Annotated in this window: 19 protein-coding genes and 1 riboswitch; of the genes, 1 reads left to right on the top strand and 18 read right to left on the bottom strand. The window is 33.6% G+C overall.

All coding sequences use genetic code 11. The annotated features are described in order from the left end of the window. From BLV37_RS13230 to BLV37_RS13155, 16 genes are all read right to left on the bottom strand, one after another. Positions 1–265: metal ABC transporter substrate-binding protein (locus tag BLV37_RS13230; protein ID WP_176967984.1), on the bottom strand; the 265-nt coding region annotated here is incomplete at its 3' end. 14 nt (positions 266–279) lie between these two features. Beyond that, on the bottom strand, positions 280–942 hold the full coding sequence (locus BLV37_RS13225) for a metal-dependent transcriptional regulator (RefSeq protein ID WP_208975273.1): 663 nt from the start codon (positions 940–942) through the stop codon (positions 280–282). Positions 943–1,096: 154 nt separating this feature from the next. Beyond that, positions 1,097–1,780 (bottom strand): phosphoribosylaminoimidazolesuccinocarboxamide synthase, encoded by a 684-nt coding sequence (locus BLV37_RS13220; RefSeq protein WP_091732464.1) that lies wholly within the window; start codon positions 1,778–1,780, stop codon positions 1,097–1,099. A gap of 76 nt (positions 1,781–1,856) precedes the next feature. Continuing rightward, on the bottom strand, positions 1,857–3,113 hold the full coding sequence (gene purD / locus BLV37_RS13215; protein WP_091732462.1) for a phosphoribosylamine--glycine ligase: 1,257 nt from the start codon (positions 3,111–3,113) through the stop codon (positions 1,857–1,859). A 162-nt stretch (positions 3,114–3,275) separates the two neighbouring features. Then, positions 3,276–4,808 carry a bifunctional phosphoribosylaminoimidazolecarboxamide formyltransferase/IMP cyclohydrolase gene (gene purH / locus BLV37_RS13210; protein ID WP_091732460.1) on the bottom strand — a complete coding sequence of 511 codons (1,533 nt, stop codon included), beginning with the start codon at positions 4,806–4,808 and terminating at the stop codon, positions 3,276–3,278. Between the two features lie 5 nt (positions 4,809–4,813). Beyond that, positions 4,814–5,440 carry a phosphoribosylglycinamide formyltransferase gene (purN, locus tag BLV37_RS13205; protein WP_091732457.1) on the bottom strand — a complete coding sequence of 209 codons (627 nt, stop codon included), beginning with the start codon at positions 5,438–5,440 and terminating at the stop codon, positions 4,814–4,816. Continuing rightward, the gene (gene purM / locus BLV37_RS13200; protein ID WP_091732454.1) at positions 5,428–6,471 is read right to left on the bottom strand and encodes a phosphoribosylformylglycinamidine cyclo-ligase; all 1,044 of its coding nucleotides are present in this window, start codon (positions 6,469–6,471) and stop codon (positions 5,428–5,430) included. Before purM ends, purN begins: the two co-directional genes overlap by 13 nt. After that, entirely contained in the window at positions 6,464–7,867 is a 1,404-nt protein-coding gene (gene purF, locus BLV37_RS13195; RefSeq protein WP_091732451.1) for an amidophosphoribosyltransferase, read from the bottom strand. Before purF ends, purM begins: the two co-directional genes overlap by 8 nt. Positions 7,868–7,891: 24 nt before the next feature. Further along, positions 7,892–8,383, bottom strand: coding sequence for a 5-(carboxyamino)imidazole ribonucleotide mutase (purE, locus tag BLV37_RS13190; RefSeq protein ID WP_091732448.1), 492 nt, complete (start codon positions 8,381–8,383; stop codon positions 7,892–7,894). A gap of 236 nt (positions 8,384–8,619) precedes the next feature. After that, a complete protein-coding gene (locus BLV37_RS13185; RefSeq protein ID WP_091732445.1) occupies positions 8,620–12,390 on the bottom strand; it encodes a phosphoribosylformylglycinamidine synthase in 3,771 nt (1,256 codons plus the stop codon). A gap of 168 nt (positions 12,391–12,558) precedes the next feature. Further along, positions 12,559–12,660: riboswitch (purine riboswitch) on the bottom strand. Positions 12,661–12,732: 72 nt separating this feature from the next. Continuing rightward, positions 12,733–14,136: an MATE family efflux transporter gene (locus tag BLV37_RS13180; protein ID WP_091732443.1), complete on the bottom strand. Its 1,404-nt coding sequence runs from the start codon at positions 14,134–14,136 to the stop codon at positions 12,733–12,735. Between the two features lie 295 nt (positions 14,137–14,431). After that, positions 14,432–15,628: a patatin-like phospholipase family protein gene (locus BLV37_RS13175; RefSeq protein ID WP_091732440.1), complete on the bottom strand. Its 1,197-nt coding sequence runs from the start codon at positions 15,626–15,628 to the stop codon at positions 14,432–14,434. 243 nt (positions 15,629–15,871) lie between these two features. Next, positions 15,872–17,290 carry a carbon starvation CstA family protein gene (locus BLV37_RS13170; protein ID WP_091732437.1) on the bottom strand — a complete coding sequence of 473 codons (1,419 nt, stop codon included), beginning with the start codon at positions 17,288–17,290 and terminating at the stop codon, positions 15,872–15,874. A 127-nt stretch (positions 17,291–17,417) separates the two neighbouring features. After that, positions 17,418–18,182, bottom strand: a complete 765-nt coding sequence (locus BLV37_RS13165; protein ID WP_091732435.1) for a LytR/AlgR family response regulator transcription factor — start codon at positions 18,180–18,182, stop codon at positions 17,418–17,420. Positions 18,183–18,192: 10 nt separating this feature from the next. Next, positions 18,193–19,875, bottom strand: coding sequence for a sensor histidine kinase (locus tag BLV37_RS13160; protein ID WP_208975272.1), 1,683 nt, complete (start codon positions 19,873–19,875; stop codon positions 18,193–18,195). Between the two features lie 43 nt (positions 19,876–19,918). Then, positions 19,919–20,866 (bottom strand): phosphoglycerate dehydrogenase, encoded by a 948-nt coding sequence (locus tag BLV37_RS13155; protein ID WP_091732428.1) that lies wholly within the window; start codon positions 20,864–20,866, stop codon positions 19,919–19,921. 398 nt (positions 20,867–21,264) lie between these two features. Between BLV37_RS13155 and BLV37_RS13150 the strand changes: the two genes are divergently transcribed. Then, entirely contained in the window at positions 21,265–22,746 is a 1,482-nt protein-coding gene (locus BLV37_RS13150) for a leucine-rich repeat domain-containing protein (protein ID WP_091732425.1), read from the top strand. 345 nt (positions 22,747–23,091) lie between these two features. Here the strand turns inward: BLV37_RS13150 and BLV37_RS13145 are convergent, their stop codons facing one another. Further along, positions 23,092–23,463: an iron chaperone gene (locus BLV37_RS13145; RefSeq protein ID WP_091732423.1), complete on the bottom strand. Its 372-nt coding sequence runs from the start codon at positions 23,461–23,463 to the stop codon at positions 23,092–23,094. A gap of 292 nt (positions 23,464–23,755) precedes the next feature. Further along, positions 23,756–23,988, bottom strand: a 233-nt coding sequence (locus tag BLV37_RS15105; protein WP_342026626.1) for a Fic family protein, incomplete at its 5' end; no start/stop codon positions are given.

Below are 23,988 nucleotides of genomic sequence, written 5' to 3'. Positions count from 1 at the left end.
TATACAATATCATATCTGATTTTTGCATAAGACTTACATCTCCAGCGCTGGCCTTATACAAGTGTGGATCTATTCCTGGTCCCATTAGACCTTGAACCTCTACATATTCCCCACCTATGACTTTTGCCAAGTCTGCAATCATTGTAGTAGTAGTCACCACTCTATATTTGTCGTCCCCATTTAGACTGTTGCTATTGTTGCCTGAGGGGCTACAACCTGTTATTAAAATAGCTATTATAAATAATCCTATTATATATCTTTTCATTATTAAATCCTCCTTTAATCTACATATATTTTCTTGGCAGCCTCTAACCCAATAATTATATTAGTTTTGCCTTTTCTTAAGGTAATAGGCCCATTGTATGGTGCCACATGAATTACAGTAATACAATCTCCAATACCTAAACCTAGTTCACTAACATATTGTAAGAGTTCTTTTTCATCTAATAATCTATGTATTTGAGTCTTCTCTCCAATTGATAATAAATCTAGAGTTCTGTAATTAGTACTGCTAGTATTGTTTTTTAATATTGGCGTTCCATGAGGACAAAACTTAGGATAATTTAGAAATATTTCTAAATGTTTTTCAAGTTCTTCACTAGTTACATGCTCAAGCTTCTCTGCTTCGTCGTGAACTTCGTCCCAGCTATATCCCAGATATTCTGAAAGAAAAACCTCCCATAAAAGATGTCTTCTTTTTATTTTTATAGCCTCTCGTATTCCTAACTCTGTAAGCTTAACTCCATGATATGCTTCGTATTCAATATATCCCTCATCTAAAAGTTTTTTTACCATTTCACTTACAGAAGGAGGAGAAATATTTAGAGCCTCCACAATTTTTTTATTGCTTATTTTTTTAGAATGTCCTCCTAGCTCATAAATTACTTTTAGATAGTCTTCTTTACTTCCTGTCATTTTATCAACACCACCATTTTTAGGCATGCCTAATTTATTAATATGTTACCCCTAATCTTTTTCCCTAAACACAAGCTTTTTTTTAAAACTGCATAAAAAATAGAGAGCTTTTAGCTCTCATACTGTTGATAAAATATCAAAATATAAAATTATTCTAATCTCATATGTTTTTATATATGATTTAATCTAATACTAGTTTTTCTAATTCTAAAGGCTGGACATATTTTCCTTCTTTATATGCCCTCATATTTCCACCTGAAATTTCATCTATTAGGACTAATTCATTATTTTCTCCTGCTCTACCAAACTCAAGCTTTATATCATATAGCTCTATGTCTTTTTTCTCTAGCTCTTCTTTGATTATATTAGCAATTTTTTTAGTTAAATCCTTCAACTCTCTATATTCATCTGTAGATAGAATTCCTAGCATATGAAGAGCATCTTCTGTTATAGGAGGATCTTGACGCTCATCATCCTTAAGGGTAAATTCTACAAAAGCATCTAAAGGTTGTCCTTCCTTTGCATACATGCCATACCTGCGAATAAAGCTTCCTACAGCCTTATAGCGGCAAATTACCTCTAGTCCGTTTCCAAATAACTTTGCAGGCTTTACAGTCATAGTTGCTTCTTCTATATTTGCATCTATATAATGAGTAGGTATCCCTTTTTCCTTTAAAATTTCAAAAAAATACTTAGTCATCATAATATTAGATTTTCCAGAGCCTTTAATAGACAAGCCTACCTTATTAGCCCCTGGATCGAATACTCCATTCTCTCCTGTTACATCGTCTTTAAACTTTAACAAATAGCTTCCATCCTCTAATACATGAATATCCTTTGTTTTTCCTCTATATAAAACTTTCATAGGACCAGTCCTTTCTTATATAATTTGGAATCCGAGCCTTTATTGGGCTTAGATTGATAGGATAGTATAATTATATTTAACTTTGTCCTTCTCCAATATCTTTTCTATATTGAATTCCTTCAAAATAAATCTTGTTTATATTATGGTATATTTTATTTCGTCCTTTTTCTAAGCTATGGGCTAGTGTGGTTACAGAAAGCACACGTCCACCATCTGTAAGTATTTCATTTTCTTTTTTGGTTCCTGCATGAAATAATATTATATCCTCGTCTACCTTATCTAATCCTGATATAACCTTGCCTTTCTCATATGCCTCGGGGTATCCTTTAGATGCTAATACTGTGCAAATACATGTCTTAGAATTCCATATTAAATCTTCCTCTGATATACTCTCATCTATAGTTTTTTGAAAAATATCTACAATATCACTTTCTAATCTTGGAAGAATAACTTGAGTTTCTGGATCTCCAAACCTAACATTAAACTCTAATACCTTAGCTCCTATAGGTGTTATCATCAAGCCTATAAACAATATCCCTTTAAAGTTCATATCCTCTTCTTGTATTCCTTTTAAGATCTTATCCAATATTTCAGATTTTATTTCTGCCAGCAATCTTTCATCTAATATTTTATTAGGAGAAACACATCCCATTCCACCTGTATTAGGACCTTCATCATTGTCTAAAAGCCTTTTGTAGTCTCTAGCGCTTTCAAGAGGTATTATTTTCTTTCCGTCAACTAAGCATAGTAAGGATGCTTCTACTCCTTGTAGGAATTCCTCTATAATGATTTCCTTGCCTGCATCACCAAATTTTTTATCCTCTAAAACTAACTTAATAGCCGCCTTGGCCTCTTCTATATTGTTGCATATGATTACTCCCTTTCCACTGGCTAATCCATCTGCTTTTATTACTAATGGAAACGTATATTTTTTTAATGCTTCCTTTGCCTCCTCAGCATTATTATATGCTGAATACTTGGCTGTAGGTATTCCAAACCTTTCCATGAACTCTTTAGCATATTTTTTACTTCCTTCAAGTCTTGCAGCTTTTTTGCACGGTCCAAAGATTTTAAGACCTTTTTCACTAAATCTATCTACTATTCCTGCTACTAAGGAGCCCTCAGGTCCTACTACAGTTAAATCTATATTCTCTTTTAATGCAAATTCTAGAAGAGCATCTATATCCTCTGGCTGAATATCTACACACTGGGCAAGCTGACTAATTCCGCCGTTACCTGGTGCACAAAATATTCTAGATACTTTTTTGCTTTGTGACAGCTTCCAGACAATAGCATGTTCTCTTGCACCACTTCCTATAACAAATACCTTCATGGTTTCACCCTTCCATTATAGTTTTTGTAAATACGTGTCATTACCCGGGAAATATGTCGTAAAGATCTATGTTTTTAGTTGTTAGTTGTTAGTTGTTAGTTCTTAGTTCTTAGTTCTTAGTTGTTAGCTAAGAGCTAGAAGCTAGGGACTAAGAGTTAAATGCTAGTGTTTAAAATGTCTAGTTCCTGTAAATATCATGGCTATTCCATGTTTATTGGCAGCATTTATTGATTCCTCGTCCTTTATTGAGCCTCCTGGCTGTATGATAGCAGTTATTCCAGCCTTTGCCGCAACCTCTACGCAATCAGAAAAAGGGAAAAATGCATCTGATGCCATTACGCTGCCTATAGTATTGTCTCCTCCTTGCTTTACAGCATTTTCTAAAGCCCATATTCTACTAACCTGACCTGGTCCTATACCTACTGTTCCACCGTTTTTAGCTAGGACTATTCCATTTGATTTTGTGTCCTTTACTACCTTCCAAGCAAACATTAAATCCTCTAATTCTTTTTCCGATGGCTCTCTTTGAGTTACTACCTCTAGCTTTTCATAAAGAAGCCCCTGATTTCTATCTTGAACTAGCATGCCTCCTAATACCTTTTTCATATCATAGCTTGAATAGTCATTCTTTAATATATTTGGTAGCATCAACAATCTTATGTTCTTTTTGCTTTTTAATATTTCTAATGCCCTCTCTGAATAGGAAGGTGCAATAACCAGCTCTATGAAAATATCATTTATCATCCTTGCAGTATTTTCGTCTATTTCCATATTGGCAGCTATTATTCCACCAAATATAGATTGTTTATCAGCTTCATATGCTTTAACGAAAGCCTCTTCTATATTTTCACCACTGCCTACTCCACATGGATTCCCGTGCTTTACTGCCACTACTGTAGGATTGCTAAATTCTTTTAGCACCTCTAATGCCCCGTTTCCATCTCCTATATTGTTATAGGATAGCTCCTTACCATGTAGTTGAATAGCTTCTGTCAAGGTACCCTTTGTCTCTAATATTTCAGTATAAAATCCAGCATTTTGATGAGGATTCTCTCCATATCTTAAATCCTGTTTTTTCTCATAGGTAAGAGTGATAGTATCAGGAAATCTAATGCCTGCTTTTTTATTAAAATAGTCTGAAATCAAAGCATCATAGCTGCTAGTATGCTGAAATACTTTAGCGGCTAAATATTCCTTAGTTTCATCTGAAACCTGACCATTATTTTTTAATTGGTCTATTACCCTATCATAATCCCTAGGATCTACTACTACTGTTACGAATCTATAGTTTTTTGCTGATGCTCTCAGCATTGAAGGACCACCAATATCTATATTTTCAATTATTTCCTCGTGACTTACATCTTCCTTTAAAACAGTTTGCTTAAATGGGTATAAATTGTTTACTACTATGTCTATTGGTTTTATACTGAGTTCTTCCATAGTTTTTATATGGATTTCATTGTCCCTTAGGGCTAAAAGACCACCATGAATTCTTGGGTGAAGAGTCTTTACTCTACCATCAAAGCATTCAGGAAAATTTGTAATACTAGAAATATCTATTACCTCAATTCCTTCTTCCTCTAGTTTTTTCGCTGTTCCTCCTGTTGATACAATTTCCCATCCCATTTTAACAAGTTCTTTGGCGAACTCTACTATTCCAGTTTTGTCATAAACACTGATCAATGCTCTCTTCATTTTTTTCACTCCCTAACAATGACTTTTCTACCGATTACAATTATTTTATCCTTACAATACAACCTTACTGCCTCAGAAAGAAGTAAATGTTCTACTTCTAGCACCTTATTTTTTAGGGTTTCCACATTATCTCCTTCACTTATCTCTACTGATTTTTGAAATATTATAGGACCTGTATCTGCTTCCTCATCTACAAAATGTACTGTAGCTCCAGTAATCTTTGCTCCATAATCTAATACTGCCTTGTGAACCTTCTCTCCATAATATCCCTTCCCACAGAAGCTAGGAATTAAGGAAGGATGAATGTTAATTATTCTATTTCTAAACTGGGATATAAACTCACTGCTTAGAATCCTTAGATATCCAGCTAAAACCACAAGCTGAACATCTCTCTTTTTTAATTCTTCTATGATTTTTTTATTAAACTCTATATCGTCTAGTGAATTTTTCCTGTCAATATAAACAGCATCTATACCATTGTTTTTAGCTCTAGTAAGTCCATAAGCATCTTTTTTATTAGATATAACTACTGAAATCTCACCGTATATATCTCCTGAATTTATATTGTCGATTAAGGTCTGAAGGTTTGTCCCGCTGCCAGATATAAGAACTCCAATCTTTACTGGTGACATATTGATAAGCCCCTCTCTCCTTCAACAATCTCTCCTATTATATATGCCTTTTCATTCTCATCTTCTAAATGTTTAAGTATATTATCAGCATCCCTTTCCTCTACTGCCATTACTATGCCTATTCCCATATTAAAGGTAGAGTACATCTCATCTATTTCAATATCACCTAGTTTTTGCATAAGATTAAAGATAGCTGGTATATGCACATGTCTTCTATCTACAAAAGCTCTTAATCCCTCTGGAAGCATTCTTGGAATATTTTCGTAAAACCCTCCACCTGTTATGTGACTAATTCCTTTTATATTAAATTTATTATTTAGTTCTATTAATGGGTTAGAATATATTCTTGTAGGCTTCAAAAGCTCCTCCCCTAGGGTACATCCTAGTTCATCTATATAATTATCTACTTTGTATTTTTTTATATTGAAGAATAAGTTTCTAACCAATGAAAATCCGTTACTGTGCAAGCCACTAGAAGGTAAGCCTATTAATAGATCTCCCTTTTTTATTTCCTTTCCAGTAATAATTTTTTTCTTATCCACTATTCCTACTGCAAAGCCAGCCATATCATATTCGTCTGTTCCATAGAGTCCAGGCATCTCTGCAGTTTCTCCTCCAATAAGGGCACATTTCCCCTTTATACATCCATTAGATATTCCTTTAACTATACTCTCTATTTTTTCAGGATGTAGCTCCCCGGTTGCAATATAATCTAAGAAAAAAAGTGGAGTCGCTCCTTGGCAAAGTATGTCATTTACGCACATGGCTACACAGTCCTCTCCTATGGTGTCATGCTTATCCATCATGAATGCAATCATAAGCTTGGTACCTACACCATCTGTTCCAGATACTAGAACTGGTTCTTCATACTGAGCTTTATCTATGGCAAACATTCCACTAAAGCCACCTAAGTCTGACAAAACTCCTTTTGTGAAAGTTTTTTGCACATGAGTTTTCATACGTTTAACCGCTTCATAGCCTGCAGTTACATCTACACCTGAGTTCTTATAAGTTAATCCCTTGCTATTCATTTAATACTGCCTCCTCTCTAGGAATTTCCATAGGATAGTCACCGTTTAAGCAAGCTAAGCAAAATCCTTCTGCCTTTCCAGTTGATTTAATTAGGCCTTCCTCTGATAAAAATCCTAAGCTATCTGCATTAACCATTTGACATATTTCATCCATGGTTTTATTTGCTCCTACTAAATGCTCTCTATATGGTGTATCTATGCCAAAGTAGCAAGGATATGCTACTGATGGAGAGCTTATTCTCAAATGAACTTCCTTAGCTCCTGCTTTTTTAAGCATACTTACTATTCTTTTGCTTGTAGTTCCTCTTACTATGGAATCATCTACAAGAACTACTCTTTTCCCTTGGATATTCTCCTTTAGTACATTTAGCTTAATCTTGACCCCTTGCTCTCTGTTGCTTTGGTTAGGCTTTATAAATGTTCTGCCTATATATCTGTTTTTAATTAAGCCTATACTATATGGTATTCCTGATTCTTCTGCATATCCTATTGCTGCTGATGTACCTGAGTCTGGAACTGAAATCACTATATCTGCGTCTACTGGATATTCTCTGGCTAATATTTTCCCTGCTTCCTTTCTTGCAAGGTATACACTTATATCATCAATTCTACTGTCTGGTCTTGCAAAGTATACTATTTCGAATATACAAAGTCTTTTCTTACTCCATTTATCGTTAAATATACTCTTTATACCATTTCCATCTATTATGACCATTTCCCCTGGCTCAATATCCCTTACAAACTCTGCTCCTATAGTATCTAAGGCACAGCTTTCAGATGCTAGTACATATCCATCTTTTATTTTTCCTAAGCAGAGAGGTCTTATACCCTGATTATCTCTTACACCTATTAGCTTGTCATTTGTCATCAATACAAGGGCGTAAGATCCTTTAAATACTTCCATTACTCTATTTATAGCTTTTTCTATTTCATCCTTATGATATCTAGCTATCATGTTTGCCATTACTTCGCAATCATTTGTAGTTTGGAAAACTACTCCCTCGTCCTCTAGAATTTCTCTAAGGCTTTCTCCGTTTACTATGCTGCCATTATGTGCAATGGCTATGCTACCTTTTTTATATTTAACTACTAAGGGCTGAGCATTAATTCCTAGGTTTTCCTCTGCTGTAGAGTATCTCACATGACCTATGCCCATATTTCCCTCTAGCTTTTCCAGCTTTTCACTACTAAAAACCTCTGATACAAGTCCCATGTTCTTGTGATAATTTATTGTGCCATTACTGCTAGTTGCAATACCTGCGCTCTCTTGTCCTCTATGTTGAAGAGCATAAAGACCATGATAAATCATTTCTACTACATTGTCTTCCTTTGAATACACCCCTATTACTCCACATTCTTCTTTTAATTTATCATCATCAATTAATTTAAAGCCCATGTCCATTGCCTCCTAACCTATTCATTAGTTAGATAATTTTTTTCTAAGTGTCCTATCCTTTTCTTCAACTTCCTCTGCCATTTTAGTTCTGTATTCTACAAGCTTTGTTTTTAAGCTGTTGTGCTTTACTGACAATATTTGAATTGCTAAAAGAGCTGCATTTTCCCCTCCATCTATGGCTACTGTAGCTACTGGTATTCCCTTAGGCATCTGAACTATAGATAGTAGAGAGTCTAGTCCATCTAATGTTGATGATTTTATAGGCAATCCGATAACTGGAAGTATGGTAACTGCTGCTAATACACCTCCAAGATGTGCAGCTTTACCTGCAGCTGCTATTATTACCTCAAAGCCTTCCTTCTCTGCTCCTTTACCAAACTCTACTGCCTTATCTGGTGTTCTATGTGCAGATATGACTCTAACCTCTGCTTCTACTCCAAATTCTTTTAAAATCTTTAATCCCTTCTCCACAACTGGATAATCAGAGTCACTTCCCATTACTATTGCAACCTTCATTTATTCTACCTCCTAATTTATGCGGGAAATGCAATAAAAATATTAAGCGAACATTTGCAGGACACGACTATAATTCTTAGCGAATGTAGGTGAAAAATCCGTTAAGCAACTTGCACTGTTTAAGCGTAGCGAGTTTGCAAGTTGTAGGATTTTTTACCGGAATGAGCTATAGAATTATTCGGGTCCGAAACCGTGAGCGTATATTTTTATTGCATTTCCCTACTCACATATTGAAATTACCTAAAATACCTAATCCCTGCTTCAAATAGTTTTTGGTCTGTTTCATTGTACATGTTTTTATATAGGTCTTTACCTATTCTCTCTGAGTGTGCCATCTTGCCTAAGACTCTTCCGTCTGGGCTAGTTATTCCTTCTATGCTGTGAAGGGAACCATTTGGATTGAACTCTCCATCATAGCTAGGATTACCTTCAAAATCAACATATTGAGTAGCCACTTGACCTTTTTTTATCATTTCTTCTAGGGTCTTATCATCTGCCACTAATCTACCTTCACCATGAGATATTGGAATAGTAAATACATCTCCTATATTTACATTGTTAAACCAAGGTGAAAGATTAGATACTACTTTTGTCTGAACCATACGAGATACATGTCTGCCTAAATTGTTGAAAGCAAGTGTAGGAGAATCTTCCTTCATATCCCTAATCTCTCCGTATGGTACAAGGCCTAGTTTTATAAGAGCTTGAAAACCGTTGCAGATACCTAATATGAGCCCATCTCTATTTTTAAGAAGCTCCATTACTGCCTCTAATATATAGGGATTTCTAAATACAGTTCCTATAAATTTACCTGAACCATCTGGCTCGTCACCTGCGCTAAAGCCACCAGGTAAGGCTATAATCTGGCTAGTCTTTATTTTTTTAGCCATTATATCTATAGATTCTTTTATAGCTTCCGGAGTTAAGTTTTTAAATACAAATGTGTCTATTTCTCCGCCCGCATTTCTAAAGGCTCTTTCCATATCATATTCACAGTTTGTACCTGGGAATATAGGAATGAACACTTTAGGCTTTGCTATATGGTATTTTGCTTTTACCATGTTTCCTTTGTCATAGTAGATTGTATTAGGTTTACCTTCTATGCTCTTTTTAATAGGGAATATTTCATTTAAAGGCTCTTCCCATTCTTTAATAGCATCATCTATATGGATTTTAGTATTATTTACAATTATTACTGGCTCCTCTTTTGTACAGCCTAGTATTTTGTATTCTATTCCTTCAAATAGCTTTTCTAGGTTTTCAGTACTGTTTATTTCTAAAAGGATAGAGCCATAGTCCGCAGAGAATAATTTATCTATCTCAATATCCCCTATAAATTCTATACCTATTTTATTTCCGAAGCTCATTTTACTAATAGCTCCTGCTATACCACCAATGCCTACATTATATGCTGATAATATCTTTTTACTCTTTATTAGCTCATGAACTCTTGTATGGTTCTTATTTAGAATCTCAAAATCAGGAAGCCCATTTTCTAATCTAGGAGAGCTAACTAATATTATTTTGCTGCCTGCTTTCTTAAACTCTGGAGATATGATATCCCTCGCATCCTCTACACATACTGCGAAGCTCACTAAAGTAGGTGGAACATTTAAATCGTTAAAGGTTCCAGACATACTATCTTTTCCACCTATTGAAGGTATCATAAATTCCTTCTGTGCCTTGTATGCTCCTAGCAATGCAGCTAAAGGCTTACCCCATTTTTTACTATCATCTCCTAGCTTTTCAAAGTATTCCTGGAAGGTAAGTCTTATTTTCCTATGGTCTCCTCCCATGGCTACAACCTTAGCTACTGAATCTACCACTGCATATAACCCACCATGATAAGGACTCCAAGTAGAAAGCTCAGGATCAAATCCATAGGTCATAAGAGTACAGGTATTTGTCTCTCCTTTTAGCACTGGGACCTTTGAAGCCATTCCTAAGGATGGTGTAAGGCTGTATTTACCTCCAAAGGGAAGTAGCACTGTACCTGCTCCTACTGTACTATCAAATCTTTCAACTAATCCTTTTTGACTGGCTAAGTTGAGAGTTTTTAAATTCCTTATCCAAGCGCTTTTTACATCTCCTTTATTGCCCTCTAGGCATTCTAACGATCTGTCATAATAGCTTCCCACTGGCTCTACTATATGAGCCTTAGTCTTTTGTCTAACTCCATTAGTGTTTAAAAAGTCCCTATCAATATCTAGTATTGTATTGTTTCTCCATTTCATTATTAATCTATTATTTGATTTTACCTTGGCTATTACTGTAGCCTCAAGATTTTCCTCCTCTACATGCTTTTCTAATATATGAAGGTGGTCTTTGTCTATAACCACTGCCATTCTTTCTTGAGATTCAGAAATTGCAAGCTCAGTACCATCTAAGCCCTCATATTTTGTCAGCACTTTATCTAAATTTATCTCTAGACTGTCTGCAAGCTCTCCAATGGCTACAGATACCCCTCCAGCACCAAAGTCATTGCATTTTTTTATTATTCTGCTAAAATCAGACTTCCTAAATAGTCTTAAAATATTTCTCTCTATTAATGGATTTCCTTTTTGAACCTCTGCTCCACTGTTTAATATTGAATCATCAGTATGTGATTTAGATGAGCCTGTTGCTCCACCACATCCATCTCTTCCTGTTCTACCACCTACTAAAACTACTAAATCACCTTCTTTTGGTACTTCTCTAACTACATTTCCCTTTGGTGTAGCCCCTATGACTGCTCCTAGCTCCATTCTCTTAGCTACATATCCTTGGTGATAAATTTCAGATACATGTCCTGTGGCTATGCCAATCTGGTTTCCATAAGAGCTGTATCCTCTGGCTGCCTCTGTAGTGATTTTTCTTTGAGGTAGCTTTCCTAAAAGTGTATCCTCTATCTTCTGTCTAGGGTCTCCACTGCCTGTGATTCGCATTGCTTGATACACATAAGACCTACCTGATAATGGATCTCTTATGGCTCCTCCTAAGCAGGTAGCTGCTCCTCCAAAGGGTTCTATTTCCGTAGGATGATTATGGGTTTCATTTTTAAACATAACAAGCCATTTTTCTGTTTTTCCATCCACATCTACATTTACATTTATACTGCATGCATTTATTTCATCTGAAACATCTAAATCATCTAACAGCCCTCTTTTTCTAAGCTCCTTCATTCCTATAGTTGCCATATCCATTAGGCAAATAGGCCTATCAGCTTCTCCGTAGACATAATCTCTTGAATTTAGATATTCCTCGTACGTGCTTTTTATCGAATCTCCATATAAGCCATTATCAAAGTTCACTTCTTCTATTTCAGTCATAAAAGTAGTGTGTCTACAATGATCTGACCAATATGTGTCTATAACCTTTATTTCAGTTATAGTGGGATTTCTTTTTTCTGTAAGCTTGAAATACTCTTGGCAGAATAATACATCATCTATACTCATTGTAAGTCCTAATTCTTCCTTGAACTTTATCAGCTCATCAAGGCTTTTTTGTATGAAACCATTTAACACTTCTACATCCTTTGGTGGTATTATATTATCCTTTAATGTTTCCGGCTTATCTAATGATGCTTCCCTACTATCAACAGGATTTATGCAGTAATTTTTAATTTTCCTGAACTCATCATCTGTAATATTGCCCTTGATCATTATTATTTTTGCAGTATTTATTATTGGTCTCTCCCTTGTAGTTAGAATCTCTATACATTGAGCAGCTGAATCAGCTCTTTGATCGTATTGTCCTGGGAGGTACTCTATTCCAAAAACCTTATAGCTACCGTCTAGTGGTAAGCTTTCCTCATAAATAGTATCAATATTAGGCTCTGAAAATATATTTACTAGTGCTTTTTCATAAGCCTCCTTTGACACTCCTTGAATATGGTATCTGTTAGCAATCCTAACCTCAGTTAATTCCCTTATGCCTAGATTTTGACTTAAATCGTTGAAAAGCTGTTTTGCTTCAATATCGAAGCCCTTCTTTTTTTCAATAAATATTCTTCTTACATGCTTATCCATAAAGCCACCCCTTTCAAAAAAAATAATAAGCCCGAGCAGAGTAAGTTCACTACAAGTGAAACCTACCCGCCCGGGCTTTTTTCCCCAAGGTGTAATATTACTCATGAAAAAACAGGAGTAATATCTGTACCGCTCGGACCAGACAAGTGCTAATAAGCACCTCGGAACCCTAGGTACACTTTCATCCATAGTCAAGTGATTTACGGTCACTTGGTAGAAACTTCTCAGCCGTATTCTGAGATTTATATGGGCACATATTCATTTATCTTACAAGTCAATGGTAACAGTAAAAGCTAAATTAGTCAATGGGTTTTATAAATAATTAAATTACAAACTTCCCCATCATTCATATACAGGCGTTCTGTATGCTGGTTCTTTTAGAGTTTTTTTCTTTTTTTCTTCAACTTTTTTAGTAATCCTTGCTCCTTCCTTCCTAACTAAAAAATAAGAAGTTACAGAGGATATTACGTCTGATATAGGATAGGAAATCCAAGCACCTATAGCTCCAAGCTTAAACACTCCAACAAATAATATAGAAAGGGGAATAAACAATATTATCTGCCTATATATAGAAAGTAGAAATGATGTTCTAGCCTTTCCTATAGCTTGGAAATAGTATATAGACACATAATACAGGCTTATTATAGGGAATACAGATATCATGATTCTAAAAGCCTTGACTGATTCTTTTATTATGTTTGGATCTCTTATAAAAATTGATATAATTTGTTTTGCAAATATTAAGGCTCCAGCCCACAATATAACTGAGGTTATAAATGCTACTATAATAGATTCTCTAACGACTTTCTTAAGTCTCTCATATTGTCCAGCACCTGCATTATATGCTGCTATAGGCTGCATAGCCGAGCTAATTCCTATTATCGTAATGAACATAAACATAAAGACCTTGGATATTACACCCGATACTATAACCCCTACATCTCCAACATTATTTAGAAGTAGATTGTTTAAAACTGCAAGGGCAAAGCCATCTTCTGCTTCTATTATAAATGCAGCAAAGCCAATCAATATTATTGCTTTTGCGGTTTTTTTATCTATGCTAAATCCAAGTTTGATTTTTAAGGTCTTGTTAGTCTTTTTAAAATAATACCCCATGTAAATAAAAGCTAATATTTGAGAAGCTACTGTAGCTATTGCAGCTCCTTTAACTCCAAAGCCTAAGGATACTACAAGGATATAATCTACTATCACATTTGTTAATGCTCCAATAATGTTACTTAGGAGTAATACTTTTCTATTTCCTAAGGACATTAAAAAATATCCAATTACTAATGTAAAGCATTGAAAGATAGCACCAATGATTATTATAGAAAGGTAATCATTAGCATAGGGTAAAACCGTACTGCTTGCACCTAAAAAACCTAAAATATTTTCCTTAAATAGAAATATGGCTAGTATTAATATTGTCATGAATAAAATTACTAAGCTTAAAGCATTTTTTATATACAATCTTAAGCTATCATAATCTTTTTCTCCATTGCTTTTAGCAACAGAAGTAGAAGTGCCTATTGCAAGTAACATTGCTACTGCTACTACTATACGTTGAATAGGAAAAACTACTACCAAGGCAGCTATAGCATTTCCTCCTATTTCTCTACCTACAAATATTGTATCCACCATATTATAAAGCTCTGCCACTAATAAGGATAATATGGCTGGTATTGAAAATTTAAATAATAATTTGCTTACTTTCTCTTTTGAAAAGGCATTGTCATCTAGCCCCATAAATAAAACCTCCGATAAACTAAGACAACTGAAAGGATTCTTATTATTCTTCCTATATGAATACTCCTTCTTAAGCTGTCCCTAATAATAATATAAGACTGAGAACAAAGTCATACAGACCTTGGGCCCCAATCTTATATATTCTTTATTATATCATAGTGTAAGGCTCTATTCAAAATTGGCCTTTAGTCTTTAACTGTAGAATAAGCATTTAAAGCCACCTTGGAGCAAACGACCTTTGTTTCCTATACATTTTCCCCTTAGTTCCTCTTAGTTCCTTCCATTTCCTCAAACCTTATCTAAACATTTCAAAAATTACTTCTTCGATTATAGACTCTTTTGCAGCTAAGGATAGTATTTCGTTTCTTTTTACAAATTTAGGAATTTTATTCTTTGGCTTTTCCTTATGCTCATTATAGCTACTCATTGCTAAAGAATGAAAGCTATCAAAATCATATATTTTAAATCTTTCTATATCACATATTTGTGCTATCTCCTCAATCAATGCAATGACTAATTCTTCATAGCCGATATTATCATCTAAGGCTAAAAGCTCTATAATGCGAGGAACAATAAATTCGAGCAGCATCCTTCTATAAGGCATATCCCCTATCCCTAATAATTTACCAATTTTCAATATATTTTCTTCACCAGTATCTAAAAGAAAATTCAAAAAGAATTCCTCATCATTCTTGGGCTCTAAGTAATACTTTCTCCCCTTAAGGTTTTTAAATACTTTCAGAGTGTCATAATATCCTAGTTTCAGATTTAACCTAGCACTATCATTAGTAAAATCAAGTGTGTTACATAGCTTTTCAGAAGGCTCTATATAGGTTATCTCTAAGTCTTTATCCTTTACTTTCCTTACTCTTCCTATAGAATAAAGTCTTATAACTACAAAATTTCTGTAGCCTTTATCATAAAGAAGCTTTAAAGGAAGATTGTCATGAAAAGCCCCATCTAAAAATATTTTTCCATCTACCTTTTCAGGCTTAAATGCAGGATGATAGGCACTTGCCATAATATAGTCCTTTATTTTCCCCTCTGGTATATCTTCTTTATAAAGCTCTAATGGTTTCTTGTCAGTTACGGATACTGTCACTATTCCAAAGTCCATGTCTGATTTTCTAATTTTTTCTTCATCTATATTTTCTTCAAGAAGCTGTCTAATACGGCTTGTATCAAAGCCCTTATCCTTGAAAATATTTCTTATTTTAAGTGCCAGTCTTGGTATATCCTTTGTTTTTATGTTCTTGTTTATAACCTTATTGAAAACCCTATCATTTACATCTAGCACTTTAGAGGGATTTAGTTCATACCATAGCTCATAGGCCTTTTCCAAATCTCCCTGAACAATCATAGCCCCATTAATTGCTCCAATAGATGTGCCTACTACGCCATCAATTTTTATACCTAATTCCTTCAATGCCTTACATGCCCCTATTTCATAAGCACCTCTTGCTCCTCCACCTTCTAGGACTAATCCTAGCATAAAATTCACCTCTTAATATTTAAGTTTTATTTGAAATAATTGTTAATTAAACTTTTACAATGTCTACACAAAATTTCTTTAATCGTATCTTAGTTTATCTCTATATATAAATATAATAACTGAAGTATGTATTGTATTCTATAATTAAATTAGTTAGGATAATAAAATTTAATGATGGGCCTTCGTTTCCATGAAAATTAGTATTAAAAAAATAAGCCAGATTCTGGCTTATTTAGTATTAATCTATGCTTTTATCGTTTTGCCTGATTTTGCTTTAAATAAGAATAATGCAGCAGCTCCTACTGCTATAGCTATTCCTACAGGATATGCTATTGTGGTTGATAATTTAAATCCTTCTGGCGCCTGTAACAAATATGTTGCAGACACAGCTGTCATAAATATTGCAGGAATGCTAGTCATCCAATGACTCTTATTGACTTTAGCTAAATAAGCTGATGCTGCCCATAAAACAATCATTGCTAATGTTTGATTTGACCATGCAAAGTATCTCCATATAATGTTAAAGTCAACTCTGGTTAGAGCAAAAGCTATAATGAATAAAGGTATGGCTAGTGTCAGTCTTTTCTTAATAGGTCCTTGCTCGTATTTCATAGCATCTGCAATGGTAAGTCTTGCAGATCTAAAGGCAGTATCTCCTGATGTAATAGGTGCTGCTACTACGCCTAACATAGCTAGCAAACCACCTACAGGTCCCAATAAGGTATTGGAAATAGTATTTACTACACCTGCAGCCCCGCCACCATTTTTTAAAGCATCTGATAATCCTGGAACGCCATTAAAGAATACCATCGCTGCTGCTGCCCAAATCATAGCTATTACTCCTTCTGCTATCATTGAGCCATAGAATATTCTTCTGCCATAGCTTTCCTTTGGCATACATCTGGCCATCATAGGTGATTGAGTAGCATGGAATCCACTTATTGCACCGCACGCAATTGTAGTAAAGAGAATAGCCCATATTGGTAGTCCACCTGGATGTAAACTAGATACTGTAAAAGCTGGTAATTCATAACCTTTCACTAGTATCATAGTACCTATTCCACCTGCCATTACGAGTAATGACACGCCGAATATTGGGTATATCTTACCGATTAATTTATCAACTGGCAATATTGTAGCTATAAAATAGTAAGCAAATATTATTGCTAACCATATGTTTGCATTTCCTAGTCCGAACAATTTAATATTAGCTAACAGTCCTGCAGGCCCTTGCATAAATACAGTACCAACTAAAACTAATAGCACTACTGAGAATATCCTCATTACTTTTCTAGCACCTTCTCCTAGATAAGTCCCCACTATTTCAGATATACTTTGTCCATCATGTCTAAGAGAAAGCATACCGGAAAAATAATCATGAACTCCTCCTGCAAACACAGAGCCTAAAGCAATCCATACAAATGCCATTGGTCCAAATAAAGCACCTTGAATAGCTCCAAATATAGGTCCTAATCCTGCAATATTAAGTAATTGTATCAGAAATATCCTAGGCCAGCTCATAGGAACAAAATCTATACCATCCTCTAATCTCGTAGCTGGCGTTTCTCTACTGTCATCAATACCAAAATGCTTGTCAACTACTTTTCCATAAAAAATGTAGCCTGCAATGAGTATAATAATACCAATGATAAATTGTAACACTAAAAAAACCCCCTTATACATTTATTCAACGTCAATTATATATCGCCATATAGCAATAAATGGTGTTTTATGTATAAGAGGTATTATTTTATATTTAAGATGCAATTTAAGGGTACCAAATGCATATTCACTCTATATTCATTATTTTCTTAAACTCTTTAAAATAGTTTCTACTTACTGGGATTACATCATCATTATCTTTTAAATTAATATTATAAGTGGAATTAAACCAGGGCTCTATGGATTCAATATAGTTTAGATTTACTATATATGATTTATGACTCCTAAAAAATACTGTTGAATCCAGATTCTCCATTAGTTCATTCAGAGTATGGTTTGTTTCAAATTTACCCTTTCTGCTATGGATTATTGTGTTTCTATCTTCAGTGGTTATATAGATTATATCCTTAGTTTCTATCGGTATAAGTCTGTCCTGATGGTACACAGATATACGTTGAGGAGCTTTTTTATTGTTTAACTGAATATACTCTATTAGCTTATCTAGTTTATCCTTACTGGGTTTTTCTCTCTCAGTAGATATGATTTTCTTTAAGCTTTTTTCTAATCTTTCTTCTCTTATGGGCTTAAGCAAATAGTCTATGGCATTTACTTCAAAGGCTTCCAAAGCAAATTGGTCATAGGCTGTGACAAATATTACTATTGGCGTATTTTCATCCTTGTACGACAATCTCCTAGCTACTTCTATTCCGCTCATCTGTGGCATTTGGATATCTAAAAAAACTATATGGGGTTTTAGTTCCTCAATTAGCCTTAACGCTTCCATTCCATGAGATGCCTCACCTATTACTTCCATCCCTTCAATACCCCTTAAGATATATATCAATTCTTGTCTTGCTGGCATTTCATCATCTACTATTAAGCATCTATACATGTTTTACCTCCTAATGCTTAGGAATTTCAATAGTTGCTGTTGTGCCTATGTTTAATTCTGACTCAATTTTTATCCCATATTTGACTCCGTATTTATTCTTCAATCTTTCATTTACATTTTTTAGTCCAATACTTTCCTTATTATGATTTTCTTCAAATAATAAATCTACTAAAGCTTTATCCATTCCAACTCCATTATCCTTCACTATTAACTCAGTAGCATTTTCATTTTCCCTTGCAATTATTTCAACTTTTCCACCTTCAATCTTATCTATAACTCCATGTTTTATTGCGTTTTCTACTAAGGGTTGAAGTATTAATGGTGGTATTTTACAGCTTATATCCTCTGGTATATCATATATGATTTCTAATTTATCTCCAAATCTCGCTTTTTCAATTTCAATATAGGAGTTAATATGCTCTATTTCCTTACTTAAATCTACGTCCTCTGTTTCTTGCTCAAGATTTGTCCTAAAGTAATCACCTAGATGAATAAGCAATCTTCGTGCATTGTCTGGTTGAGTTCTTGTTAATGAAACTATAGTATTAATAGCATTAAACAAAAAATGAGGATTGATTTGTGACTGTAGCGCTTTTAATTCAGATTTAGCTAATAATTCTCTCTGATAATCTACCTTGCTTAATTCTATTTGAGTGGAGAAAATTTGTGCTAGCCCTAGGGCTAATTCTATTTCCACCTTTGTTATTGAATTTTCTTTACCCTTATATAGTTTTAAAGTTCCAATGACCTTATCAACTTCTCGAATGGGAACGATTATTGCTGATTTCAATGAACAATTCTCATGGTAACAGCCTATCTCTTCCTTTGTATTCGCAACAATATATCTATTAGATTGCAGAGCCTCGCGAGTTAGACTTGTTTGTAAATAAGAACCCGATAGATGATGATCCTCACCTATTCCTACATGAGCTAATATCTTTTCAGTATCTGTAAATGCTACTGCCTCAATCTTAGTCATTTCTTGAATAACTTTTGCAGCATCCTTAGTGGTAGATTCATTATAGCCTTTTCTAAAATATGCTAGAGTCTTATCTGCAATTTTTAGAGCCAATTGAGCCTGATAGACATACTCATTTTCTATTTCCTTAAAAACACTATCAGTTATGGCAATAAATACGGCTATACCAATGCCATTTGCAAGAATCATTGGTATTCCAATAATCCGCACTAATTCTAATGCTTCACTGAATGGTTTAGCAACTATAAGGATAATGACCATTTGCATTACTTCTGCCAAAAAACCAAAAATAAGTGCAAAGCTTATTCTATATTTGCTCTTTTCAAATCTCTTTCTCAATACCCCTGCCATAATCCCTTCAAGAAGAGTAGATATACCGCAAGCTATGGAAGTAAATCCTCCTATATCTATTAATACCCTATGACCACCAGCTATTATTCCTGACAGAAGTCCTACTATAGGTCCTCCCAATAATCCTCCTACAAAAACACCCATGACTCTAGAGTTAGCTATTGCTCCCTGTATAGGAATTCCAGTATAAGTCCCCACTATACCGAATACACCAAATATAATAGATAAATAAATTTTATCCTTCTTATTAATATTTTGTTTTGAGACTAACTTTCTAAATAATCCAATCTTCGAAAGAAAAAGTGCTAAAATTAGAATGATTCCAACCCTATCAGCTAGATTTTTCAGCAAAATAACAAGCAACATAAACACTCCCTATAATAATCTTCTTCTTTTAGTATAGCATCTAATATCCTTTATTAAGATCCACTATATTTTTTAATGTTTGATTCGATAAATATCTTTTAAGATTGTCATATATAATATTAAATCTTCTATCATCTCTCATTTCCGATACCCATGAGTTATGTGGTGTAATTATTACATTTTCTATTTCCCAAAGTGGATTATTCTTGTCTAATGGCTCCTTTTCAAAAACATCTAATGCTGCACATTTAATCTTACCATTTTTAAGGTTATTGATCATAGCCCTTTCATCAATTATGCTCCCTCTAGCTATATTTACTAAATACACTCCATTCTTCATTTCTTGAAACACTTCTTCGTTTAAAAGATTATGAGTTTTTTCAGTATGCGGAATAGATACAACTATTGCATCACTTAGCTTAACCATTTCATTAATTTTATCTATGCTATAGCATTTATCAAAATACTCAGTTTTTGTTCCTCTAGTGTTTAAACCAAGTATATCAACACCAAAGCCTTTAAGTCTCTTAGCAGCCTCCGAGGCAATACTTCCCGTTCCAATAAATCCAATTGTTTTCCCATAAAGCTCTAGTAAGGAAGTGTCTATTTTCCATATCTTTTGTGACTGTTTTTGATAAAATGCTTTACTGTTTTTATACATCTCAAGAAGTTTTAATACAATCCATTCTCCTATAGGTATGCTGTAGCCACCTTTGTTATTAGTCAATGTAATACTATTTTTTTTTAGAATATCAATAGGCACTTGATCTATTCCAACACTAGTTAACTGTATCCATTTTAAGTTTGGTAGCTTTGAAATATCTAATGTGTTAAAAGGATTATAGCATACCAGTACCTCTGTATCCCTTAATTCTTCAGAAAAATATAGTTCCTTTTCACTTTTTTCTATAATATCATAACCTAGCTGTCTTATCCTTTCCATATTTTCTACACCATAGTTATGGGTAATTAAGGCTCTAATAAGAATCTCTCCCTTCTTTTATACATTTATTTATATTCATACCCATCTTAAAAATAATTCTTCAATGAAATCCATATATGTTCCATTTGCTCTTGTTTTCCCAAACCTCTAAAAAGCCTCCTTTGCAATTTCTTTTATTCCATTTATGTCATTGTCTCTTACTTGTCTCATAATTATATTTACCATACTACCACCCTTTCTGTAAAATATTAAATAATTACCTTGTTCAACAATTGAGAAGAAAAATTATAGCCATTAAATTTAGACTACTTAAAACCATATGACGATAATATTAACTAGTGAAAATTCTCTTGTTTGCAAGATTAATGTATTATATAATATTTTTGAATTTAATGAATCCTTTAATAAAACAAAAAAATATTACTGAAAGGGAGATTATGAGGATGAAATTGATTAATATCATAGTATTGGTTTTAATAATATCTATTTTAGTAGGATGCCAGCCTACTGTTACAGGTAATGTTGAGGTTAACAATGAGGAACAAACTGTTGATAACAGTTCTAAAAACCTTATTGAAAATGTGGAAAATAAGAGAATAGAATTAGAAGACCCTAAACAAGTTATTAGTTTTATAGATTCTGGATTTGAAGACATGATAAGAGAATATTATGACTTGGGAAATGGTGATATTCTATTAGAGGATGTTGGGTATAGAGAAGATTTATGTCCTGAGAGGGTGAAATATGAAATAAATAGTTTTGAGGACTTTAAATACTTCAAAAACCTTAAAAACATTGTTATTTCTGGCTATGGAATAAAGGGTAATATACATGACCTAAACATGTTAACAAGGCTAGAAACTGTTGATCTAAAATATACATCCGTTTCTGGAAATATTGATTGGCTCAGTGGATTAGATAATCTTGAAAAAATAGATTTATCAGCTACTCAAGTAACTGGTGATATAAAATGCTTATCTGAAATGGAAGGATTAAAATACATAGCTTTTGGTGATATGAACAATGAAACAACTATTGCAGGGGACATTGAATCATTAAGTGGATTATCAAACTTAGAACATGTAAAACTTAATAAATCACAAATCCACGGCAACCTATCTTCTTTAAGTAAGCTATATAATCTAAAAGAAATTAATTTAAATTATAACTTCATTGATGGAGATTTAGCTTCTTTAAAAGAATTAACTGATTTAGAAAGCCTAGTAATAGATCTTTTACAGGATTATAAAGATCTTGTCTATGGAGATATATCATATCTAAGTGGTATGAGCAAATTAAGAAGAGTTAATATTGATTCTACTTCAGTAACAGGTAATTTATCTGCATTAAGTGGTTTGAAGGATCTTTATAACATATTGCTAGAGACTCCCCTAGTAGAGGGTGAATTATCTACCCTTAAAAATCTAAATAAATTGAAGTATCTTAACTTAAAAAATACAGGAATTCATGGTGATTTAGATTCTTTAAATCATTTAACTGATTTAGAGAGGATCCAGTTATATAGTGATTATAAAATCAAAGTAGATATATCATCATTAAAGGGCTTAAATAAATTAAAATATATAAACATTAAAGGAAATAATGTTACAGGAGATTTGTCAGCTATTAGTACTCTAACTAGTTTAGAAGAACTTTATTTAAAAGACACTCAGATTACTGGAAATATTGCTTCATTAAAGGAACTTATAAACCTAGAGCAGATTAACCTTTCGGATACTAATATCAATGGAGACTTGGCTAGTTTAAAGGAACTTATTAATCTGGAAGTTATTGACCTTTCAAATACTAATGTTACTGGGGATTTGTCTGTTTTATCAGAATTAGAGAATTTATATGATGTGATCTTCTACAATACCAGTATTACTGGAGAATTTGATGTTTTATCTGTTCCTGTTGGGGATTAAACATAAAAATACTTTGTTTCTCTATGGCTTTATTGCAGGTGATGCTGTCTTTACACTTTACAAGGTATTAGTAGAGTATATGTATTATAGTGGAAACATACATTTTTCATGAAAAAGCCTTGAAACCTTTGTAAAATAAAGGTTTCAAGGCTCTTGTTTTTAATAACCGCTTTAGGTTACGACATCTATCTACCTTCGGTCAATACAAGCCTCCTCCCCCTGACGGCAGTAATACTTTATAAGTTATTTATTCTTCAGTTTCTTTTTCTGTATCTTGAAATACTCGGATTATAAGCTTCCCATAATTTTCTGCTTTTTATTCAAATTGCTATTTATATTAAATTTTTATTTTCTCCAAAATGCTGAATAACCGGCTTTATCAGAAATATTAAATTCAATGATTTTTTCCAGTAATAGATAATTAACCTCTTTATCCCACGGAATACGCATCAACTGCTTAGTGTGATTGAAGCCTGCCTCTATTATATCTTTAGAAAATCTATGGATTGTTTCTTCCTCAGGTGCTACTGCTAAGTGTTTTTTAGCTATGCTAAATCCAATTATAAATGTACCATTGTTCGTAAACATAGGCTGATTCCATGCAGTTCTTGGTGATAGATTTGGAAATGTTTCACTTACCCAGGTTAATACTTTTTTAGTTTTTTCTCTATGCTCTAAATTATCTATTTTCCCAAGATACTCTTCAAAAATTTCCATATTATTTCCTCCAATATATTAATAAATACTTATAATATTGATACTCATTTTAGATAAAAAATAACAGGAAAAATATAATAAGACAAGAGAAGCGTCCCCTTGTCACTTCGATAAGACAAGAGAAGCGTCCCCTTGTCACTTCCCAATATTGTTTACTAGTATTTACAGTGTTTTGAGTAGTCACATTTGTGACTATTTCTTGTATTTTAATTGGTTTTTTCTTCTATTGTTTCTTGTGGTATCAAAATCGTATCATGGTTTACAATTTATAAAAGTCATCCCAACAACTAATCTACCTATTTTCTGAATAATACTTTTGTTTTGGACTTGTTGGTTTATCTGGTACTGTTAGTTTTAATAATCCTCCTTTTATCAAAGGATTCAGTATATTGACCCTAAAGTTCTCTCTATGACTTAAGTTCATAAATTCCTGCATCTCTGATCTACTTCTAGGAATCTTACAAAATTCTAATAGTTTTATGATATCTTCATCAGCTTGCTCGGTAGCTTGCTCGGTAGCTTGCT

Origin of the sequence: Proteiniborus ethanoligenes (assembly GCF_900107485.1) — a bacterium.
GTDB lineage: Bacteria > Bacillota > Clostridia > Tissierellales > Proteiniboraceae > Proteiniborus > Proteiniborus ethanoligenes.
Note: the sequence above shows the minus strand (reverse complement) of the source record. Positions and strands in the feature narration are given on the sequence as shown.